The 21639-nt window shown below is 36.5% G+C and carries 25 protein-coding genes; 17 read left to right on the forward strand and 8 right to left on the reverse strand.

All coding sequences use genetic code 11. The annotated features are described in order from the left end of the window. Nucleotides 1-2 precede the first annotated feature (2 nt). Nucleotides 3-2048: a tetratricopeptide repeat protein gene (locus RIB54_RS10200; RefSeq protein ID WP_350100813.1), complete on the reverse strand. Its 2046-nt coding sequence runs from the start codon at nt 2046-2048 to the stop codon at nt 3-5. 135 nt (nt 2049-2183) lie between these two features. Beyond that, nucleotides 2184-4283 carry a tetratricopeptide repeat-containing sensor histidine kinase gene (locus tag RIB54_RS10205; protein ID WP_350100814.1) on the reverse strand — a complete coding sequence of 700 codons (2100 nt, stop codon included), beginning with the start codon at nt 4281-4283 and terminating at the stop codon, nt 2184-2186. 173 nt (nt 4284-4456) lie between these two features. On the opposite strand from RIB54_RS10205, the gene RIB54_RS10210 reads away from it, so the two are divergent. From RIB54_RS10210 to typA, 6 genes are all read left to right on the forward strand, one after another. Next, entirely contained in the window at nt 4457-4606 is a 150-nt protein-coding gene (locus RIB54_RS10210) for a hypothetical protein (protein ID WP_350100816.1), read from the forward strand. A gap of 38 nt (nt 4607-4644) precedes the next feature. Continuing rightward, nucleotides 4645-4797, forward strand: coding sequence for a hypothetical protein (locus RIB54_RS10215; protein ID WP_350100817.1), 153 nt, complete (start codon nt 4645-4647; stop codon nt 4795-4797). A 37-nt stretch (nt 4798-4834) separates the two neighbouring features. Next, entirely contained in the window at nt 4835-4987 is a 153-nt protein-coding gene (locus RIB54_RS10220) for a hypothetical protein (RefSeq protein ID WP_350100818.1), read from the forward strand. A 39-nt stretch (nt 4988-5026) separates the two neighbouring features. Beyond that, nucleotides 5027-5179 (forward strand): hypothetical protein, encoded by a 153-nt coding sequence (locus tag RIB54_RS10225; protein WP_350100820.1) that lies wholly within the window; start codon nt 5027-5029, stop codon nt 5177-5179. Nucleotides 5180-5218: 39 nt separating this feature from the next. After that, nucleotides 5219-5374 carry a hypothetical protein gene (locus RIB54_RS10230; RefSeq protein WP_350100821.1) on the forward strand — a complete coding sequence of 52 codons (156 nt, stop codon included), beginning with the start codon at nt 5219-5221 and terminating at the stop codon, nt 5372-5374. A 289-nt stretch (nt 5375-5663) separates the two neighbouring features. Continuing rightward, nucleotides 5664-7475 (forward strand): translational GTPase TypA, encoded by a 1812-nt coding sequence (typA, locus tag RIB54_RS10235; protein ID WP_350071458.1) that lies wholly within the window; start codon nt 5664-5666, stop codon nt 7473-7475. Nucleotides 7476-7526: 51 nt separating this feature from the next. On the opposite strand, the gene RIB54_RS10240 is transcribed toward typA, so the two are convergent. After that, complete coding sequence (locus RIB54_RS10240; protein WP_350100822.1) at nt 7527-7673, reverse strand: hypothetical protein; 147 nt, start codon at nt 7671-7673, stop codon at nt 7527-7529. Between the two features lie 157 nt (nt 7674-7830). On the opposite strand from RIB54_RS10240, the gene RIB54_RS10245 reads away from it, so the two are divergent. Beyond that, nucleotides 7831-9480, forward strand: a complete 1650-nt coding sequence (locus RIB54_RS10245; RefSeq protein WP_350100823.1) for an alpha-amylase family glycosyl hydrolase — start codon at nt 7831-7833, stop codon at nt 9478-9480. Nucleotides 9481-9529: 49 nt separating this feature from the next. On the opposite strand, the gene RIB54_RS10250 is transcribed toward RIB54_RS10245, so the two are convergent. Then, complete coding sequence (locus RIB54_RS10250) at nt 9530-10387, reverse strand: universal stress protein (protein WP_350100825.1); 858 nt, start codon at nt 10385-10387, stop codon at nt 9530-9532. A 133-nt stretch (nt 10388-10520) separates the two neighbouring features. Here RIB54_RS10250 and RIB54_RS10255 point away from each other — a divergent pair, with 133 nt between their 5' ends. After that, complete coding sequence (locus RIB54_RS10255) at nt 10521-10964, forward strand: 3-oxoacyl-ACP synthase (protein ID WP_350071470.1); 444 nt, start codon at nt 10521-10523, stop codon at nt 10962-10964. Between the two features lie 98 nt (nt 10965-11062). Then, a complete protein-coding gene (locus tag RIB54_RS10260) occupies nt 11063-12274 on the forward strand; it encodes an MFS transporter (RefSeq protein ID WP_350100826.1) in 1212 nt (403 codons plus the stop codon). A gap of 5 nt (nt 12275-12279) precedes the next feature. On the opposite strand, the gene RIB54_RS10265 is transcribed toward RIB54_RS10260, so the two are convergent. Both RIB54_RS10265 and RIB54_RS10270 read right to left on the reverse strand, forming a co-directional pair. Beyond that, nucleotides 12280-12930 (reverse strand): SGNH/GDSL hydrolase family protein, encoded by a 651-nt coding sequence (locus tag RIB54_RS10265; protein WP_350100827.1) that lies wholly within the window; start codon nt 12928-12930, stop codon nt 12280-12282. A 30-nt stretch (nt 12931-12960) separates the two neighbouring features. Beyond that, nucleotides 12961-13371, reverse strand: a complete 411-nt coding sequence (locus RIB54_RS10270; RefSeq protein ID WP_350100828.1) for a hypothetical protein — start codon at nt 13369-13371, stop codon at nt 12961-12963. 205 nt (nt 13372-13576) lie between these two features. On the opposite strand from RIB54_RS10270, the gene RIB54_RS10275 reads away from it, so the two are divergent. The 3 genes from RIB54_RS10275 (at nt 13577) to RIB54_RS10285 (ending at nt 15426) form a co-directional block, all read left to right on the forward strand. Beyond that, the gene (locus RIB54_RS10275) at nt 13577-14071 is read left to right on the forward strand and encodes an RNA polymerase sigma factor (RefSeq protein ID WP_350100829.1); all 495 of its coding nucleotides are present in this window, start codon (nt 13577-13579) and stop codon (nt 14069-14071) included. Then, the gene (locus RIB54_RS10280) at nt 14061-14630 is read left to right on the forward strand and encodes a hypothetical protein (RefSeq protein WP_350100831.1); all 570 of its coding nucleotides are present in this window, start codon (nt 14061-14063) and stop codon (nt 14628-14630) included. The genes RIB54_RS10275 and RIB54_RS10280 overlap by 11 nt, the downstream gene beginning before the upstream one ends. A gap of 64 nt (nt 14631-14694) precedes the next feature. Beyond that, the gene (locus tag RIB54_RS10285) at nt 14695-15426 is read left to right on the forward strand and encodes a TerC family protein (RefSeq protein ID WP_350100832.1); all 732 of its coding nucleotides are present in this window, start codon (nt 14695-14697) and stop codon (nt 15424-15426) included. 4 nt (nt 15427-15430) lie between these two features. On the opposite strand, the gene RIB54_RS10290 is transcribed toward RIB54_RS10285, so the two are convergent. Beyond that, on the reverse strand, nt 15431-17653 hold the full coding sequence (locus RIB54_RS10290) for an amino acid permease (protein ID WP_350100833.1): 2223 nt from the start codon (nt 17651-17653) through the stop codon (nt 15431-15433). 185 nt (nt 17654-17838) lie between these two features. Then, complete coding sequence (locus tag RIB54_RS10295) at nt 17839-18714, reverse strand: bestrophin family protein (RefSeq protein ID WP_350100834.1); 876 nt, start codon at nt 18712-18714, stop codon at nt 17839-17841. Nucleotides 18715-18899: 185 nt separating this feature from the next. On the opposite strand from RIB54_RS10295, the gene RIB54_RS10300 reads away from it, so the two are divergent. Genes RIB54_RS10300 through RIB54_RS10320 form a run of 5 tightly spaced genes read left to right on the forward strand, consistent with a single transcriptional unit; the run spans nt 18900 to nt 21604 of the window. Next, a complete protein-coding gene (locus RIB54_RS10300) occupies nt 18900-19754 on the forward strand; it encodes an SPFH domain-containing protein (RefSeq protein WP_350071500.1) in 855 nt (284 codons plus the stop codon). 2 nt (nt 19755-19756) lie between these two features. Continuing rightward, complete coding sequence (locus tag RIB54_RS10305) at nt 19757-19909, forward strand: DUF4177 domain-containing protein (protein WP_350100835.1); 153 nt, start codon at nt 19757-19759, stop codon at nt 19907-19909. A 27-nt stretch (nt 19910-19936) separates the two neighbouring features. Beyond that, complete coding sequence (locus RIB54_RS10310; protein WP_350071506.1) at nt 19937-20107, forward strand: type II toxin-antitoxin system antitoxin; 171 nt, start codon at nt 19937-19939, stop codon at nt 20105-20107. Between the two features lie 34 nt (nt 20108-20141). Further along, a complete protein-coding gene (locus RIB54_RS10315) occupies nt 20142-20912 on the forward strand; it encodes a hypothetical protein (RefSeq protein WP_350100836.1) in 771 nt (256 codons plus the stop codon). Next, nucleotides 20912-21604, forward strand: coding sequence for an alpha/beta fold hydrolase (locus RIB54_RS10320; RefSeq protein WP_350100837.1), 693 nt, complete (start codon nt 20912-20914; stop codon nt 21602-21604). Before RIB54_RS10315 ends, RIB54_RS10320 begins: the two co-directional genes overlap by 1 nt. Nucleotides 21605-21639: the final 35 nt, after the last annotated feature.

The following is a 21639-nucleotide window of genomic DNA, read 5'->3' on the forward strand; positions in this document are numbered from 1 at the left end:
AATTAGGATATTGGTAGTTTAATTTTGAAATGTGTGTGATTTTCATCATCCAGAAGCACAATATTTCCCCCAAGTCTTATGACCGATTGCTTTACTACATAAAGCCCTAGCCCAAGTGTTCTGTGGTGTAATGCAGATTTAGCGAAAAGCTCAAAAACATCCCCCAATTCCTTATTTTTAGGACCTGATTCCTGATCTATTATATCAACCTCTAGTTCAGAATTGTTCCTTTTTAAAGTGATGAGAATATCATGTGAGTCTAATTCAACATCACGCATCTTAATCACACTTTGAATAATATTAAAGAAGATCAAATCCAGCAGCGTTGGGTCAGAAACAAAAGATAAGCCATGATCTATTTTATACTTTACAGAAACACTTTCATCTCCCTCAATCTTTCGGTTTTGCTCAACACATTCTTCAATAATTTTAGAAAAATCGATAGACTGGAATTTAAGCTCAAGGCTGGAAATATCGCTGACGGTCTTAAGTCTGGCAAGTATTGAATTTAAACCTAAAGCCGTTTCATTTAGCATTTCAAAATAATTTCTAGCCTTGTCTTCCTCCACATCCAACAAGGCCACATTGCACATACCCAGCAATGTAGCTAGTGGCCCTTTAATATCATGAGATGATTTATAGATAAAATTATCGAGCTCCAGATTAGCTAGCATCAATTGATCATTTCGTTCTTTCAGCTGATCAGACTGTTCATCCACAGCAGATTTCAGCTGCCTGTTATATTTTTCAAGCTGGTCATTCTGATTTTTAATTGTTCTTTGGGCAGTCTCAAGCTGAGCATTCTTCTCAAGTAAGGATTCCTTTTGAACTTCAATTTCTATCTTTTGCTGATTGATTTCCTGATTTCTAAGATTTAATGCCTTATTCCTCTTTTTATTAATTCTCACTTGATAAAGTGTAATGACAACAGTGATAAGAACTAGCACAATAACAACAATCAGAAATATGACATACCGTCTTTCCTCTTTTAATTCTTCTTCTTTTAGAGATAGCGCTCGCTGATTTTCTTCTTCTTGTATTTTTAATTGTATACCAGCTAAATTTCTGGCCATATTCTCATTGAATAAAAAATCCCTAAGTCTCAGCAGGCTATCCTGATAGAAAAAGGCATTGGCTAAATTTCCTATATCATGATAGATTTTAGCATAGAGCTCGTAATTATCAAAGATTCTATCCTTGGCAGAAATTTCTTCTGCTATTTTATGGCTTTGATTAAGATGAAACAAAGAGCTATCATAATTCTGATTCAGGTAATTCTCGTTACTCAGCATATAATATATCTCCGAAATGCCTCGTTTATCACCAATCTCATCCCTTAACTCAAGGGCCTTGTCAAAATAAGTTCTGGAGTCTTTAAACTGCCCCCTTAATTGATAAACCTGTCCCATACCGCTGAAAGTCACTGCTTTCCAATTTTTATTATCAACCTCAATGGCCAATGACCTTCTAAAATAGTTCTCGGCCTGTTCAAGGTTATTTTGGCTTAGGTAGGTAAAACCTGCATTGTTTTGAGAGTAAAGTATCAAGTTATTATCCTTCTGCTGCTCTGCTATATCAAGGGCCTCAAGAAAGTACTTTCTGGCGGTGCCGTAATCTTTAAGATTCTGATAAACCAAGCCTATATTATTAGTATTAAGAACAAGTCCATACTCTTGTTTCAGTGCTTTCTTCAAATTCAATGATCTTAGTAGATATTCTAAAGCATTCTGATAACTGCCCAGATTATTATGAGCTAAACCCAGATTATTAAGAACATTATTCATGAGTACAGAATCTTCTAGCTCCTGGGCTATCTTTAAGGACAGATTCGAATAATGGATTACAGAATCATAATTGCCTTTGTAGTAATGCACCCCCCCAATAAGACGTAGTGACGATGATAGAAACTTGGGATCATCCAATTTTTTGGCTTTTTGATATGCCAAACGCGCATAACTCATGGCACTATCAGGAAAGTTGAGCCAAATGGAGATAGTCTTCTGATTGAGGCGTTCGATATCTTCTTTGAGAGCGTCACTATCGCTCATACTTTTTTGTCCAACAACTGGTAAGGCAATTATCGTTAGAAAAAAGATAAGTAATAACCTCATTATAAAGCCAAAGAAGAATGTTTAGCCTTATAAGGTATTAAAAATGCTTTAATATAACAACGGAGATTGGTTTTAGTTTAGCGGCAATGTGACCCTAAACAAGGTATCCCCTTCGTCAGATTTTTTTACTTCAATTTTACCATCAAGCTTTTCAGTAGCCAGCTTTACCAGGTACAGCCCAAGACCGGCAGTATCTTGTATTTCAGAAGTTTTTGAGAAAATATCAAATATCTGGTGAGCCACACTTTCTTCTATACCAACGCCATTATCAATTACCTCAAATATGAATAGGTCACCTTCAATGCAGGATCTAACAATTATAAAAGAATCAACCCTTTTCGAGTCATTGTGAAATTTAAAAGCATTGCTGATTAGGTTGCCAAGTATAATTTTGAGTAAGTCGGGATCAGATGTAATTGTCAGGCTTTTTGAAATCTCAATCTTCACTGAAATTTCTTTACTGAAATAGCTCATCTTATTCTCATCAACCATACTAATTACCAAATTGTGCAACCTTACATCTTCCAGTAGAGGTAGGGCGTTGTTGATTTGGTTAATCACCAGCAGCTTAGAAAGTATCAGATTCAGTTTGTAGGCTGTCTTGCTCAACTTTTGTAGATAATCAACAGCCATTGGATCATTAATGTCCATTAAAGCGATATTACAAATACCCTGAAGGGTGGCAAGAGGCCCCCTGATGTCATGAGAAGTCTTATATATAAAGTTATCAAGATCATGATTCGACTTAATTAAGGCCTCGTTCGATTCCCTTAATTCTTCAGTCCTTTCTTTTACACGTTCTTCAAGCACAGAGTTGAGCTCTGTCAAGGTCCTGTTTTGGCTCTCAATAGTTTTATTTGCAGCAGTAAGTTTATTATTAACCCTACGCCTGATTTTATTATTACGATAGAGGATAAATATGATAACCACCGTTAACACAGAAATAATAATGGACAAGAGAAGCAATGTTGTCCTTCGACCTATTTCTTTATCCTTAAGGGCGATAATTTCAAGATTCTGGCGCTCCTCGAAATCTACCTGAATTTGAAGAAGGTTCTTTGCAACAACATCATTTAATATTTCAGAATTAACTGAGTCATATTTAACCTGATTGTCATAAGCTTTTTGAAATTCACCGGCTTGACTATACAACTCAGCATACAGTCTAAAGTTCTTTTTTGCCCAATTTCGGCTAGCTAACTTTACTGCTAATATTTGACTGGAATCTAGGCGGTTTAATGCCATCTCAAAATCATTCTCTGCAAAATCTATTTGTGCCAAATTATTATAGATTGATATTAGATTAGATTCTGCATCTTCCTGATAAGCCACCTCCAGTGCGAGAAGTAATTTTTCACGAGCTTCTTTTTTTTTCTCTAATGCAAAGAGACAGGCACCTGCCCCATTGTAGGCTTCGAGAAAAATGGAATTACTACACCCTTCGTTACATAATTCAATTCCCCTGTTAAAATTTTCTAATGCAACATCAAATTCTTTTAGCCCTAAATAAGCAAGTCCTAAATTGACATATGTCCCTTCTATATCTTGTCCCCCTAATTCTTTTTCTATTTCAAGTGCTCTTTTAAAATACAATATGGCCTTACTGAAATCATTTAATTGATAATATACTAAGCCAATATTGTTTACGGCTATTGCTATGTCACTTTTATTCCCATCATTCTCCCTAAGAGCTAATGATTCAAAATGATACTTCAAGGATTTATCAAATTGAGATAAACCATAATATGATAAAGCTAAACCATTTAAGCTAGCTTTCTCCCTATCTGTAAAGCCATTATTTCTTGCTGTTTTCAATGCATTGAGATAATGTGCAATTGCATCTTCAGCATACCCTTGATTTTTATACAAATACGCAATGGCATATTCAGCTCTGGTATAATTCAAACTGTCACCAGCCAATAACGCATATTTTTTGGACTCATTGGCATAAAACATCCCACTATCAAAGTTCTGGCGGGTTTTGACAAACAAATCCATGAAAAGCGATGGCTTTTCCTCTAATGTTGCTGATTCAGCCAGATTTATTAAACTATCAATATTATCCTGCCCTAAAACTTTAAAAGGTGCAAAAGCAATAATGACAAAGAATATGGTAACCCCCTTTTTAAAGGCATTCATATAATAATCACACATGGGTAAGATAGAATTCATTTTTAAAGAGCATACAAAAAATTATAAGTACAACTTTGAATCGAAGCCAACTAAATAAAGTGTGATTAAAAAAATAATGTCATAATAATGATATGTAAGAATATTAGTCGAAAGCACTGATTTTTTTGAAATCATTAATATAAAGAAAGTACAATTAAAACCAAACAACAACTATGAAATCAAAATTACTAATCGCATTCGCATTTGCAGCATTTTTCGGACTCACTTCTTGCAGCGAAGAAGAAATTAGCCCAAATGACGGACTTAACCAGAAAGTGGAAACTGTCGGTGATGGAGTGACCAAAGATGATAAAGGTTTCTAAAATTAAATTAAGGAGTTAAAGAACTAAACAACTAGAATATGAAATCTAAATTATTTACAATTTTATCAATTTTACTTCTAACTGCCATATTCACAGCATGTTCTGAAGAGGAAATCAGCCCAAACGAAGGCCTTAATCAGAAAGTAGAGACTGTAGGTGATGGTGTCACTAAAGACGACAAAGGATTCTAATATAGAAAAGACTCAACCAACTAAACATTATTAAATCATGAAATCTAAATTATACACATTATTCAGCATAATCATTCTATCTACCTTATTTACAGCATGTTCTGAAGAGGAAATCAGCCCAAATGATGGTCTCAATCAGAAAGTAGAGACTGTAGGTGATGGTGTCACTAAAGACGACAAAGGATTCTAAGATATATAAGCATTCAACCCAACTAAAACTTTGAAAATCATGAAATCAAAATTATACACAATATTCAGTATCATAATTTTATCAGCCCTATTTACGGCATGTTCCGAAGAAGAAATCAGCCCAAATGACGGACTTAATCAAAAAGTCGAAACTGTAGGAGATGGTGTGACCAAGGACGACAAAGGATTCTAATTAAAAATAAATCAAACTATAATTTAAAATATCAATATCATGAAATCTAAAATATTAATAGCAGCCGTGGCAGTAGCCATACTTGGATCTTTCGCATTTATCACAATCGATAAGAATTCAAATGACAAAATTGTAACAACTGAAACTCAGCAGCAGCCAATGCAAGGCATAACTATGGAAGACACTAATTTCTAATTCGTTAAAGAACTAGAAATATTAACCTTTAAATGTCATGTAAGAATTCGTTTAACTTTTAAATGAATTAAATTTATCCAAGCGACTAATAAATAGTTAGTTGTGAAAATAATTTTAGACATGACTTTCATAGCAGTTATATCAGTTACTGTCAAAAGATGTATAAGATTGCTAAAAAATCTTACATAGATTTTCTGTCGGTTTTGAAAAAGGCTTCACACAGAAAATAAATAAGTGTTAGCAGTGTTTCTGTAATTAGTTTGCTAGCTTTGCAGCTTAATTTCAAAGCATGCAAAACATACGTAATGTTGCAATTATTGCACACGTTGACCACGGTAAAACAACATTGGTTGACAAAATTATCCACGCCTCAAAAATATTGAGGGAAAATCAGGAAACAGATGACCTGATTCTCGATGACGGGGATTTAGAAAGAGAAAGAGGTATTACTATTACCTCTAAAAATGTATCGATAAGATACAAAGATGTAAAGATTAATATTATTGACACTCCTGGTCACTCAGATTTTGGTGGTGAGGTAGAGAGAGTTCTTAAAATGGCTGACGGTGTACTGCTACTGGTAGATGCATTTGAAGGCCCAATGCCACAAACAAGATTTGTTTTGAGCAAGGCGCTGGCGCTTGGTTTAAAACCGATTGTGGTTGTTAATAAGGTAGATAAAGAAAATTGTCGTCCAGATGATGTGCATGAGCAAGTCTTTGACTTAATGTTCAATCTGGATGCTACAGAAGATCAGTTAGACTTCCCTACATTCTATGGATCATCCAAACATGGATGGATGAGTTCTGATTGGAAAAACCCTACAACAGATATATTCGCACTTCTTGATGGTATTATAGAGTTTATTCCTCCAGCACCAACAAAAGAAGGTGTACCTCAGATGAGAATCACTTCATTAGACTTTTCCTCTTTTGTTGGCCGTATTGCAATAGGCCGTATTGCACAGGGTTCTATTAAAGAAGGTGACAATTTAGGTTTGACCAAAAAGGACGGGTCTATTAAAAGAGTTAAGATAAAAGAGGTTCATGTTTTTGAAGGTCTTGGTAAAAAACGTGTGCCTGAAGCTTTTTGTGGGGACATATGTGCATTGGTAGGAGTTGACAATTTTGAGTTAGGTGATACAGTGACAGATTTCGCAAATCCAGAACCTCTACCAAGAATTGCGATCGATGAGCCTACAATGAGCATGTTATTCACAATTAACAATTCTCCTTTTTTTGGTAAGGAAGGTAAGTTTGTGACTTCAAGGCACTTGCGCGATCGATTATATAAAGAAACTGAGAAAAACCTTGCACTTCGAATCGAAGACACCGCTTCTGAAGATAAATTCAATGTGTTTGGTCGTGGAATTCTTCACTTATCAATCTTAATTGAGACTATGAGAAGGGAAGGATATGAACTTCAGGTTGGTCAGCCTCAGGTTCTATTCAAAGAAATTAATGGTGTTAGAAACGAACCAATTGAGCATTTGGTAGTTGATGTACCTTCTGAGTCTTCTGGTAAAGTGATAGAATTGGTAAGTGCCAAAAAAGGTGAGTTGAAGATAATGGAGCCGAAAGGTGACCTTCAGCACTTGGAATTTGACATTCCTGCAAGGGGGTTGATAGGCCTTAGAAATAATGTGCTTACTGCCACTGGTGGTGAAGCTATTATGACTCACAGGTTCAAAGAATACGCACCATACAAAGGTGAGATACAAGGTAGAATCAATGGTTCATTAATATCTATGGAGAATGGCCCAGGAACCCCTTACTCAATTGATAAACTTCAGGATAGAGGAGTATTCTTTGTTGATCCAGGAGAGGATTTATATATGGGTCAGGTTATTGGTGAACATTCAAGGGACAATGATTTAGTTGTTAATATTCAAAAAGGAAAAAAATTAACAAACATGCGTGCTTCTGGTTCTGATAATAATGCCAAGATAGCACCGGCTCGCAAGTTTTCATTAGAAGAGGCTATGGAATACATCCAAAAGGATGAATACCTTGAGGTCACTCCTAAAAGTATCAGGATGAGAAAAATCTATCTTGATGAAAATGAAAGAAAGCGTTTTAATAACAAAGAAGGAAAAGAGTAAAAGAGATTTTATAAAGTAAAAGGCCGGCTCAAATATTTGAGCCGGCCTTTTTTATGAAGTAGTGTTTGATAATGCTTCTTTGTTATGAACTGCGTAAACAAACCTTACTAAAGGGAGTACATATAAGCCTATGAAATGATTACAATAAGCCATTTCATTATCAATATCTGATATTGTTAACAGCTCCTTATCGTTCATGCTCACTCTAAATTTAGAACCTAATTCTAGCTCTCCGATTAGGACTTTTTCCCATGAATTCATACGCCAACTATTGTATTTTAAAGTTGATGATATTCCACTTTTAGATAAATAAGTAATTTCACTTAATTTAACTCATTAAATTCACAAGACACCTATGAGAAAAGTAATATTAAATCTTCTGTTAACGATTTTACTTGTATCAACCTTTAGCTGCGAAACATCCAAGGAAGTGCAGGTTGAAAAAGAACCTTACAAATTTGATTGGGATGCAGCAACGGTATATTTCCTGCTGACTGACCGCTTTAACAATGGTGACACAAGCAACGATCTTAATTTTGAGCGTACTACTGAAACCGGATTATTGCGGAATTTTATGGGAGGTGATATTAAAGGAATAACCGCAAAAATCAATGAGGGATACTTTGACAAATTGGGCATTGAAGCCATCTGGTTTTCACCAGTATTTGAACAGATTCATGGATTTGTTGACGAAGGAACTGGGGCTACTTATGGCTACCACGGTTATTGGATAAAAGACTGGACCAATCTCGATCCAAATTTTGGTACAATGGATGATTTGAAGGAAATGGTCGATGCAGCACATGGCAGAGGCATTAGAATTCTTCTAGATGTAGTCTTAAATCATACTGGTCCGGTTACACCTCTTGACCCGGTATGGCCGGAGAGTTGGGTACGCACTTCCCCTACTTGTACTTATCAAGATTTTGAAACAACCGCTAATTGCACTTTAGTAAAAAACCTTCCTGATATTAAAACCGAATCGATAGATAATGTTGAGCTGCCACAATCTCTAATAGAAAAATGGAAAAGTGAAGGTCGATACGAGAAAGAAATGGCAGAGCTTGATGAATTCTTTAAGACCACTGGCTACTCTAAGGCTCCAAGGTTTTATATCATGAAATGGTTGACCGATTACATCAGACAATTTGGTATAGATGGTTTTAGGGTGGATACAGCCAAACATCTAAGGGAGGATGCCTGGTCTGAGTTATCAATTTTGGCCAAACAGGTGTTTAAAGAATGGAAAAGTAATAACCCAGAGAGCGTTTTAGATGAAAGTGAATTTTTTATGCTGGCTGAAGTTTATGGTTATGGTATTTCTGGAAAGAGAAATTACAATTTTGGCGATCGAAAAGTTGACTATTTTGACAATGGATTTAAAAGCCTTATCAACTTTGAATTCGTTTATGATGCTGAAAAAGATTATGACTTTGTATTTCATAAGTATGACAGCCTTTTAAATCAACCTGAAATGAAAAAAGTGACAGTAATGAACTACATTTCTTCTCATGATGATGGGAATCCTTTTGATGGAGCAAGACAGAAGACTATAGAATCGGCCAATAAGTTACTGCTTACTTCAGGAATGGCCCAAATATACTATGGTGATGAGTCTGCCAGATCCCTAGAAATATCAGGAACAGAGGGTGATGCCACACTGAGATCATTCATGAATTGGGAAGACTTAAGTAATACCGAAACAGGAAAAGTATTTGACCATTGGAGCAAGCTGGGCAAATTCAGAAAAATTCATAAGTCAATAGCCAACGGAGAACATCAAACTATTACTTCTGATCCATATGTCTTTTCAAGAAGTTTTAACAAGGACAAGGTTGTAATTGGGCTTGAACTTAAAGATGGGAAAAAAATCATTAGTGTAGGAGAAGTTTTTGAAAATGGATCAGTATTAATCGACTCCTATTCCAACACAGAAACAGTAGTAAAAGATGGTATGGCAGAAATTGACTCACCATTTAATACAGTTCTGCTTGCTTACAAGTAACAAAAAAAGGAAGCACTTGCTTCCTTTTTTTTATCAGTAATTTCAAGAACTATATGTTGTGTAAGTTGATTGTCATAATTGGTCTTGAAGACTTTTTACTTAAATCTTCAGCAACACTTTTCTTAAACAACCTAAAAAGCCCGCCTTCTTTATGTGTTAAAATAACCAGCATATCTGCATTTACAGCATAAGAGTAAGCCAGTAGCCCCTGCTCGACATTATCATTCTGATTGATATTTAAGGTGTAATTTCTAAACCCAGATTTCTCTGCAAGCTGTTCAACTTCCTTTTGAACCTTATCCTTATCAGAGTTAAGTTCAGCAACATGCACTAAATGCAACTTACCTACAACTGTCTCCGCAAATTCATTCAGGTAAGTCGCAGCTTGTGCATAGTTATCTTTTCTGTCACTCTCCAAGTCTATTCCTACAATTATATTATTAAATGTTGATTGCGTGTAAGTGTCCTTTACGGTAATCACTGGACAAGTAGCTCCTTCAATAACCTGCTGGGCATGGTTTCCAGAGAAAAACTCTTCATAGCTCTCTTCTCCTGAAGTACCCATCACCACGAGATCAATATTTTTCTCTTTAATATATAGCTTGTACCCATCTGAAAAGTCCTCGTCATAAACTTGAAAGTGGATTTTAACAGAAGCACCATGTTTTTCTGCAAGTTTAGAAAGCCTGCTGTGGTTCTTTCTAACCAGCTGTAATTGAAAAACGTCATCCTGACCGACAGAACCACCGGAAGTATCTCCAAGGGTAGGGTAATTGTCTCCAAAATTATGCTCTGTGAAATTCACTAAGTAAATTTCCGAACCCTTTTTCCGGCAAATATCAACAGCCATTTTTAAGGCATTTTCTGATAATTCCGAAAAGTCAGTAGGTACTAATATGTTTTTCATTTTTTAAGAATTTATTGAAGTTAAAAATTACCAAAAAGCCACCTATTCTCACAATTATTATTCACAAAATAAAAAGGGTATAGTTCCATATTATTCCTTGATATATTTTTGCAGGAGTTAATTACAGCGCCTAATGAAAAACGATTTACTTAACCTTTGCAGGTCAATAGTGACTGATAAAGTGGCTGCTTTAAAAGCAGAACTTAAAACACTACAAGAATCTGCTGATCAAGATACCAAAAGCTCAGTTGGAGATAAGTATGAAACAGGTCGTGCTATGGTGCATTTGGCACAGGAAAATGTTGTGCGCCAATATGAGGAATATGAGAAGCTGGCCAGGATTTTAAACAATCTAAAAGGCAGTGTTGTGACAGAAACCATTGAAGCAGGCTCTCTCATAATAACTAACCTTGGGACCTTCTTCATGTCCGTAGGTTTGGGGAAAGTAACTATGAATGAACAAGATTTTTTTGCTATAGCACCCAACTCTCCAATAGGTGCAGCACTACTTGGTAAAAAGAAAGGTGATAGTATCGAACTTAATGGGCGCAATTATATTATTCAGGGGGTCAAATAAAACTATTCAATTGTTTTAAGAACAGTTTTATGACGTGGCGGTTATTTCTTTAATTCATTAGTAAGAAATAGTCCGATTATTCTATCTTCACCAAGCCTATGTCAAAAGAGAAACTGCTGCTAGTCATATTGGCTTCAGCGCTATTTTCACATATCATGGATTTTATGATCATGATGCCCCTCGGATCTCAGTTTATGAGATTGTTTGACATATCTCCTCAGCAATTCAGCTTTCTTGTGTCTTCTTATACCTTTTCAGCCGGAGCTTCAGGATTTGTTGCTGCATTTTTAATTGACCGGTTTGATAGAAAATCAGCCTTAACGGTAGTATATATTGGGTTCACCATCGGAACATTGGCCTGCGCCTTTGCTCCTACCTACGAAGTTCTGTTAATCACACGTTCTGTTGCCGGTGCATTTGGTGGTGTTCTTGGCGCATTGATCTTATCAATAGTAAGTGATGCTATCCCTCTTGAAAGAAGGGCCGCAGGAATAGGCTTTGTCATGGCAGCATTTTCAGTGGCTTCAGTTTTTGGAGTGCCTTTTGGTCTTTATTTGGCAACGCTTTTTAGCTGGCATGCTCCATTTTTATTTTTAGGAGGCTTCAGTGTAGTAATTAATATTCTTATATTGATCTATGTTCCTTCAATGTCCGGACATATTGCTAAGGGCAATAATCATCAAAATCCACTTCAAATTATTAAGATCATCTTCGGAAGAAGAAATCCTTTAATGGGATTGCTCTTTACTTCTGTTTTGATGCTAGGTCATTTTACGATCATTCCATTTATTGCTCCATATATGGTAGGTAATGTAGGGTTTACAGAACAAGAACTTACTTATATTTATCTTGTAGGAGGTGGTTTAACGATATTCACATCTCCTTGGGTAGGAAGACTTGCGGACCGGTATGGCCGATTACAGGTATTTTCTGTTTTTGGGGTTTTAGTCTTAATACCCGTACTAATTATTACTCATTTAAACCCAGTTCCATTATGGCAGGCACTTATAGTTACAGGCCTCTTTTTTATACTGGCCAATGGAAGGATTGTGCCTTCAACAACTATGGTAACGTCTGTCATTAAGCCTGAAAACAGAGGTAGTTTTATGAGTATTAGGGCTTCAGTTCAACAGATCTCATCTGGATTGGCTGCATTACTGGCCGGAACAATGATCTCAGAAGCACCTTCAACTATTTCAGAAGGAGCAAAAGCCCTTGTAGGTTATGAACAAGTAGGCTATGTAGCCGTATTCTTTAGCATCATTGCCATTTTCGTTGCACGTCTGCTGCGTGTTGAAAAGGGCTCCTAAAAGACTTAAAGTGATTTGAAAAACTCCACATCAGCAGCTATTAGGTCTGCCCAAAGGCCGTATTGTTTTGCCGAGGGGTGAAGATTATCAGTGGCAACTAATCCAGAATCATTAGATCGGGAAATGTCAGTGATATAGAAATATCTAACACCATGTACTTCAGTGATCTTCCTGTTTGCCTGATTATAGTCATCCAACGCTTTAGAGATTTTATCTTTCTTTGACGCTCCAAAAGGTGTAAAACCATAATCAGGAATAGAAACTACAAAAACCCTGTTTTTATCTCCATTTGCCAGTTCAATAGCTCTTTTCAAAAGTTTTTCAAATTCTGGTTTGTATGACTCCACACTTTTACCCTGATATTGGTTATTCACTCCTATCAGCAAGCCAATCAAATCAAATTCATTGGTCAGGTCAGCAGATTCAATGGCAGTAGACAATTCATCTGTACGCCAACCAGTTTTGGCGATTATCATGGGTTTATCAACATTAACACCTAAGGCATTCAACTTTTTTTGAAGTTGATTAGGCCACCTTCCCTCTTCATCAACACTTTCGCCAATTGTATATGAATCTCCTAAAGCCAGAAATTTTAGTTGAGCTGATGCACTGGCAACAGCGCAAAACAATAACAGCAGAGAAAGTATAAATCTCATGATTTAAAATAAATAAGGTTCAAGTTAATTTTAGTCTCCGTAAAACTCTTTAAAGCTCGATTCATCAAGTTGAGCGAGTTCTGCAATTTTAGTGAGGTTCACATTTTTTCGTGAAAGACCGTTGGCACTTTTCCAAACCCCTTTGATTTCCTTAGCAAAATCAAATTCATCTGAAATGACTTTGGCTTCTACAGAAGCTATAAATTGATCTGATTCGTCATACACCAATACGCCCATGCCATTTTTGTCTGCTGCAAGTCTACCTTTAATTACGTACAGATTTCCAGTGGTGACCAAAATACAAGAACCCGTGATGGCATGGCCTTTAAGTTGCATGTTAAACTCAAGTTGCTCATTACCGCCAAGATTACCTGTATAATAAAACAGGCTATTTGAGGCTCCTACTTCTTCTACTTGACCAAGTGAATCTACAGTTCCCATACATAGGAACAAAAGTGAAAAAAGAATGAATTTGACTTTCATAGAACTCATAAATGTGGCTGTCCTTTTCAAGTTAGACAATTAAGGTTGAACAATTAGGTTGCAAGTTCTGAGTTCCGACAACTGCGAATATAGAAAAAATTATTAAGTTCTTGTAATATTTACATCATTCTACAGACTATTCATTTGATAAGTTAAACCAAAATTGAATAAAAACGAAAATGATTTTCTAGAAATTATCGATGATAATCAAAAGATTATTCATAACGTCTGCCGTATTTACACTGATACAACAACTGATCATCACGATTTGTTTCAGGAGATCCTGCTCCAATTATGGAAGGGGTATCACAACTTTAAAGGGGATGCGAAAATCTCAACGTGGATCTATAGGGTATCTCTATATACCGCCATTACCTATATTAAAAAGGTAATGAAGGAAAGAAAATTGAATGAAGAAGTATTAATGGAGAGTACATATGAGCAGAAGGATGAGGATACTTATGAGGAGCTATTGCACGGTGCCATTGAAAGATTAAACGAAAATGAAAAAGCACTGATTACTCTTTATCTCGATGATAAATCATACAAAGAAATGTCTTCTATATTGGGTATTTCAGAATCTAATGTGGGTGCCCGAATAAATAGATTGAAGAATAAACTGAAGGAAATATTTAATCAGAGCAAAGATGGATATTGATAAATTAAAAGAACTTAAAACCGATTCTATAGAGTATAGCAGAACTGAAATCAACCAGATTTTTGAATTGAGGACTGTCCGATCTTTAAAATCGACAAATAAAAAGATGCTCATAGATCTGCTTTTAATGGTAATTACAACAGCATTTCTAATTGGCATCACCTTTTTTATAGGTCTGCAAAGCAGACTACTCGTTAGTGGACAGATTGTAATTATTGCTGGTATACTAATAATACACTACCGAATAAAGTATATGCTCTTAAATAATGTTGACCTTTCAAGTAACGGCATTAAGCCTGCCATTACTAAAATTAAAAACAGGTTGGAAGGTTATATCACCTTTTATCAATTAACGCTGCCTCCTCTTTTTTCAATGTTAATGGTCAAGTTTCAATTTGATATTAATGGCGGCTGGATTGGAGTCTTTAATAAATGGTATTATGTAGCCTGCATTTTTGTGCTAAGTCTTATAGTAGTAAGATTTCTGTGTTACAAAATTTATGGCAAAGACATGGGTAGATTCAAAAGTCTGATAGACAGTTTAAATAACGATTTGTAAGATTATCGAATAAGTTAAGACGGTAAGCTTAAAATCTTTATCACATTACCCTATATTTGACGCCATGGAAATATTTTTGGAGCCCTCTACATGGGTAGCATTACTTACACTTACTTTTTTGGAAATTGTCTTAGGTATAGACAATATTATTTTTATCTCAATAGTTTCAAACAAGTTGCCAAAAGAGCAACAATCGAAAGCACGAAACATCGGTTTGAGCCTTGCTTTGATTTTCAGGGTAGCCCTTCTTTTAGGGATTACTTATATTATAACATTTACCCAACCTCTATTTTCACTTTTTGATCATGATTTTAGTGGCAGGGATTTGATTCTTTTGGCGGGGGGTATCTTCCTTATCTTCAAAAGCACCATGGAGGTGCACCACAAAATGGAAGGTAGCGAAAGCGAAAAAAAAGAGTCAAAACCCCACTCTATGTTAACAGTAGTTGGACAAATAATTTTACTGGATATTATTTTTTCCTTTGATTCGATCCTAACAGCAATAGGTCTAACCGATCAGCTAATTTTAATGATTATTGCCGTTGTTATCTCTATGGGAATAATGATGTTTTTCTCAAAAAGCATAAGCGATTTTATAAGTAAACACCCTACATTGGAAATTTTGGCGCTGTCATTCCTTATTTTAATTGGTTTTATGCTTGGAATTGAAGCACTTCATTATCACGTTCCAAAAGGATATATCTATTTTGCTGTGTTCTTCTCATTAGTGGTGGAAATGTTAAATATCAAATTGAGGAAGAAGCATAACCCAGTTAAATTAAAAAAACGGCTTTAAGATTTTATTCTATGTCTTTGGCCTTTGAAGAGTTAATAAAAAGCACATTTCCAATGTCATCATAACCTTCAAAAAGGTTGTGCTCAAGCTGCTTTATTGCCTCTTCCCTGAAACCAAGTATGGTCAGGTCGGCATCCTGTGAACGCTCGTTTACAATGTCCTTAATATTAACATCTTCTTCATGCTGAATAAGCTTAATGTTATTGGGGGAAATTGGCAACCTACCTGCTTTAATTAAGGAAACCAGATTCTCTTCCTTAGAAGACAATTCTGATTTAGAAACAACCGCAAAAATCCTTATCTCCGCATCTCGCCAGTCTCTATGGCCCATTATAATATAGCCAATCAATATCATCAGACTGCTATTATTAATATCGCTTGGGGTGAGCCAAATATGGATATCATGCATGAAGCCAAACTCTTTGTCAGAGGAACCCAGCAAGCAAATATCAAAATCCGCAGCTTTTACCATGGTAAAGTTATCAAGGATGTGGTTAAGGTTTTGAGGCTCATTCTTTGAGTATTCAAACAATATCATATTAATTTCCTTGCCTGAAACACTCGGCAACTGCATAGATTGAGCCACAGCACTGGTAAATGAGGGTGAAATCAACGTATCTACATAAACATTACTTTTACTGATGCCGGTAGCCTTTAACAATCGGTGTAGCTCTTCTTTAGATTTTTCGTGGGTATCTGTTGATAAGTATCCATTTATATAATGAATATAAGTACCAAAACCATAACGGTGAGAAAGCCACTTCATTAACTGAAAAGCAGATGGTCTCTTAAAAAAATCCTGGGAGATGCAAATAATAGAAGGGCGCCAGTTCTCCTCTCCTTTTTCAACCTTTTGAAGGAACACTTGCAGCTGACGGCTAACCTGAAAAATAACGCCCTGAAAGATTTTAGCCAACCCCTCCTTGCTATTACTGGTGTGGGTGATAAAAATGTAAATCAGGGTCATCATAATAATTGAAATTATGGCGTATTGTGTATTCATTTTAAACATTAAATACACGCACAAGAGTGCTCCAATTAAAGATATTGGCCACTTAGACTTAAAGGAAGGCCTGTATGACGGATCTGCAGCGAAATGTTGAAGGAAGGAAATTAAACATAGAGAGCCATAAGTAATCATAAAGAACATAGAGATTATCTCGGCTACAACATTCACATCACCAATCCCTACAAAAACCAGCGCTATTATACCTGTAACAATTGTAGAATTAATGGGATCATTAGATCCGGGCTTCCCTTGGGCCAAGTAGGCATTGATCTTCATTAGCGGAAAAACTTTATCTCCTGCCAAAGCCTGAAGTGTTCTTGGTGCCACCAAAATACTGCCCAGTGCTGAAGAGATGGTAGCACAAGCAAGACCAATAGGAATTATTGGTCCCCAAACGGCTATGTCCATCATAATCAGCTGATTGTCTACAAGATCGTCTGGATGAGCTGCACTGGCCATTTTATAGGCAATAAAAACATAAATAATCATGCCGCTAAAGGTGGCCAACAATGTTCCGTAGGGGATCGACTTTTTAGGGTCTTTCAAATCTCCCGAAAGACCTACACCAGCTGTCATTCCCGTAAATGCAGGGAAAACAATGGCAAATACCATAAAGAAGTCATCCGGATTTGATACTGTGGCATACCAGTCAAAATCCGTTAGTGTTTCCTGATATTCTGTTGAGCCTAAGAAAAACATAATTAGCGAAAGAAAAAGTATAGCTACCACAGCGTACAATGCTTTCATGCCCAAATCCGCTCCTTTCTTGATAATCAAAAAGCTGAGCAAAATAACTGAAGGGATACTAATCAGGCGTTTATCAATAAAACCAATATCAAATGTGGCTTGCAGGTATTCTATCAATGGACCAAAAGCTTCAGCAAATGCGATAATATAAAAGGCCACGCTTACGGCTTGAGATAGATAAAGAGCAATTCCAATAGCAGCGCCTACATTTATGCCAAACGAGCGTGATATAATATAATACTCCCCTCCACCTTCCACTTTCTGGTTGGTCGCAATCTCTGCAATAGCCATTGCAGTAGGAATAGTCACCATATGGGCGAATATTATGATCCCGATGGTGCCTATGAGGCCAACACTACCCACAGCATAACCAAACCTTAGAAACATAACTGCTCCTAATATGGTGGAGATAGCAGTAAAAAATACGGGGGCTGTTCCGAAGTTGGCCTTGGTTTGCTTTCCTAAACTCATATGTCAAGTTATCATTTTGCCCTTACAATTCCGAAAATAGGCAAATTGTTAAAATCAACCTTTATCTTTGATCAATGAAGAAAATAATTGAAATGTATAAGAAATATAAGGCATACGTGCGGGTTGATCTCGTGATGTATGCCGTTATGATCTTAATGATTATATTCTACTTTATCTATACCTCCTTATTCGATAAGAATTAATTCCCTTACGTTCTTTTTAATCTTTTCGCAAAGGTCATCCGTAGGCAGGTCATTTACATCATTTCCAAATGGATCTTCAATTTCTTCTGCAATCAACTCCACACTCACCAAGATAAAGAATACCATCAACACTATAGGAACTGTCCAATAATGGAATTCGGTCATAAATGCAAAAGGCAGGGTGATTGTAAATGTGAAAATGAATTTCTTTATGAACATACTGTAAGAATAAGGAATCGGTGTATTTCTAATTCTCTCGCATCCTCCCAAAATGTCAGAGAATTCTTTAACCTCTTTGTCCAAAACAAAAAACTGATCTCCAGTTAATTTTTTATCCATGTAAAGTTCATTGATCTTTTTATAGATCATAAAAGAAATAGCATTAGGAATATGTTTCTTGCCTTTCAACTTAGCCAGAAACCCGTCTTCAGCTATATCTAAATCCTCTAAATCAACACCACTACGCAGGTGCTCCTTCATAGAAACTGCAAAATTTGGAATTATTTGAGCAAAATAATTACGATTGGCTTTATCATCATCAGGAAGGTATGCGCTAAGCTTAGATGCCAGGTTACGGGAATTGTTAAGCAATAAACCCCAGAGTTTACGGCCCTCCCACCAACGGTCATAAGCCGAATTTACCCTGAATACTAAAAACAAACCTAATACAATACCCAAGAGTGAGTGAACTACTGTAGTACTGAGAAAGGACAAACCCATGTAATCAAGTAGAAAGTAGGTAATACCCGCAGTGTAGAGCCCCATAAATACTAATGCGGGAAAGAGCGTCTTAACGACTTGTCGGCTATAAGAATGAAAAATAAGAGCAAGCCAGGTTTTAGGATTGTATTTAACCATTGTAATTCAAAAAGTTTAGATGACAAATAAACTTTAGAAATAAGAGAAAACAAAATATACAACCCTTGCCAAATGATTTGCGTAAATCAATTTAAATTAATATAATTATGATATCAATTTAATATCATACCAAAGAAATATAACCATTGACAATTAATTTAAACTAACCACTAATCCCTACTGGCATGAAAACAGAAAAAGATAACAACCCCGTATCAGGCTATCTGATGATTTTTGTAGTCACTATACTCTTCTTCGGCTCCATCTTACTTTTAGCAGCTACTAAATTCCCGATGTTTGCCTTAGGCATCGTAGCCTCTCTTGTATTATGCCCCGGATTCTTTTTTGTAAATCCAAACGGTTCCAGAGTATTGGTGCTTTTTGGTGACTATAAAGGCACTGTCAAAAAGAACGGCTTCTTTTGGGTAAACCCATTTTATGTAAAAAAGAAAATCTCTTTGAGAGCAAGAAACTTCGATAGCGAGCGTGTAAAAGTCAATGACAAGGTGGGTAACCCAATATTGATAGGGGTCATATTAGTGTGGCAAGTTGAAGATACTTTTAAAGCGGCTTTTGAAGTTGATAATTATGAAAACTTTGTGCGTGTCCAGAGTGATGCAGCCGTCCGAAAATTGGCTGGTCAGTATCCTTATGACAATTTTGAGGATGGTGATGCTGAAATGACCTTACGGTCTGGACTTGATGAGGTAAATCATGCACTAGAAGAAAACCTTACACAAAGGCTGGATATTGCAGGCATTAAAGTTATAGAAGCAAGAATTGGCTACCTGGCATATGCCTCTGAGATAGCAAGTGCCATGTTGAGAAGGCAACAGGCCACTGCTATAGTTGCCGCCAGGCATAAAATAGTTGAGGGTGCTGTGAGCATGGTAGAGATGGCACTGGAACAATTGTCGCAGAAGAAGATCATTGACCTTGACGAGGAACGCAAGGCCGCAATGGTCAGTAACCTTATGGTAGTATTGTGTGCCGATAAAGATGTTACACCCATTGTGAATTCCGGAACCTTAAATCATTAGAAATGGATAACTATAAGTTTATAAAAAAGGGACTTTTTGAAAGCCTAAATACTTTTCAGGAGAAACTGAACGCACTGGCAAGGGAAGGATGGAAAGTAGTTAACTTTGTAGGAGATCACAGTTCTATAATAGTACTGCTTGAGCGATCAAAATAAACACTATGCCTAATTTACCACTGTTTAATGGCTAAGAAAAAACCATTTGTAGTCAGACTAGACCCCGAAATGTTGAAAGCGGTTGAAAAATGGGCTGCCGATGAATTTCGCAGCACTAATGGTCAGCTGGAGTATATTATCAACAAGGCCCTAAAAGATGCGGGTCGGCTGAAAAAGAATGGCGAAAGTGACAAATAATTCTATTTTTGTGACCCTATAAACCTATACAACAATGCGTTTTTCGATATACACAATTCTTTTATTGATTTTAAGTCCGGCAGTCTATGCTCAGGACTGGTTGGTAACCACAAGTGCTGATACACTCAAAGGTGAAATAGCAATTGAACTGCCCATGGAGCGCTATGAGGAGTTGACCATAAAAAATGACGATGGCAAGCAAAGGTTTAAGGCCTATCAGATCATAGAATTTGAGCATAAAGGCCAAATTTATAAAACGGTTAAGCATGCTGGTGTTTATAGAATAATGCTTGTAGAGAGCGATGGCTACCTTAGCCAGTTTAGGTACAGGGCAGATCAAGGTTTTGAATTTTCAAGCATCTTCTTACTTAAAACTGATGGCGAGTCATTAGAAGTTTCAAACCTCACTTTCAAAAGGTCACTTTCTAAGTTTCTTGAAGATTGCCAGACTGTAGTGGATGGTCTGGCAAACAAAGAATACAAAAGATCTGACCTGGATCAGATTGTTATTGACTATAACGCTTGTATAGACAAGAAAACGGCTAACGCGCTTGCTACTGAAAATACTCCTAAGGCTCCAGTTCAGGTAGCTCGGGTTAACCACCCTGGTATCGCTATAATTGAAAGTATCTTAAATAAGATTGATAATAACGGTGACCTTAGTGCCATGCTTAACGATATTAAATCCAAACTGTCTAAAGGAGAAAATGTGGCTGGCTATCTGAAATCTGCACTTGAAGAACAGGCTGCTGGTCAGGAAAATATCAAGGAAGAAGTTGACCAACTGCTGGAGACAATTAAATAATGAAACCCGTTGCCATACTTCTTCATGGTGCCATGGGGTCAGAAAAGCAACTGTTTCCTTTGAAGCAGCTGTTGTCTGAAAATTTTGATGTCTATGCCCTCAACTTCACCGGCCATGGTGGCAAAGCCTTTGGAGAAGAATTTGGCATTGAAAGATTCTCAAAGGACTTAGTTCAGCTACTTGACCAGAAAAATTTAAATAATGTCAACATTTTTGGATATAGCATGGGCGGTTATGTGGCCATCAATGCCGCTTTATCGGATTCGAGAATAGCTAAAATTTTTACGTTAGGAACTAAATTTGGTTGGTCGCTAGAGTCAGCAACGCAGGCAGTTAAAATGTTTGATCCGGGAAAAATCGAAGAAAAAGTGCCTGCTTTTGCTGTGACACTAAAATTGATGCACCAACCGCAAGATTGGAAAGAAGTGATGACCCACACTACCCAAATGATGATTTCACTGGGAAAATCACCAATACTCCATTCAAAAAACCTAAAAGAAGTAAAAATTCCAGTTATTATTGGCCTTGGCGCTGAGGACAAGATGGTTTCAGTGCATGAATCCAAAGAGGTAGTAAATGCCTTACACCAGTCAGAATTCCAACTTTATGAAGGTTTCAAACATCCAATTGAGCAGGTAGACATCAGCGTATTGGCCAATGATCTGACAGAATTCTTTTTAAAAGAATCTTAATCCCATTAAATCAAAATTTCGTTCTCCATTCATTA

It is taken from the genome of Fulvivirga sp., assembly GCF_040218215.1.
Taxonomy (GTDB): domain Bacteria; phylum Bacteroidota; class Bacteroidia; order Cytophagales; family Cyclobacteriaceae; genus Fulvivirga.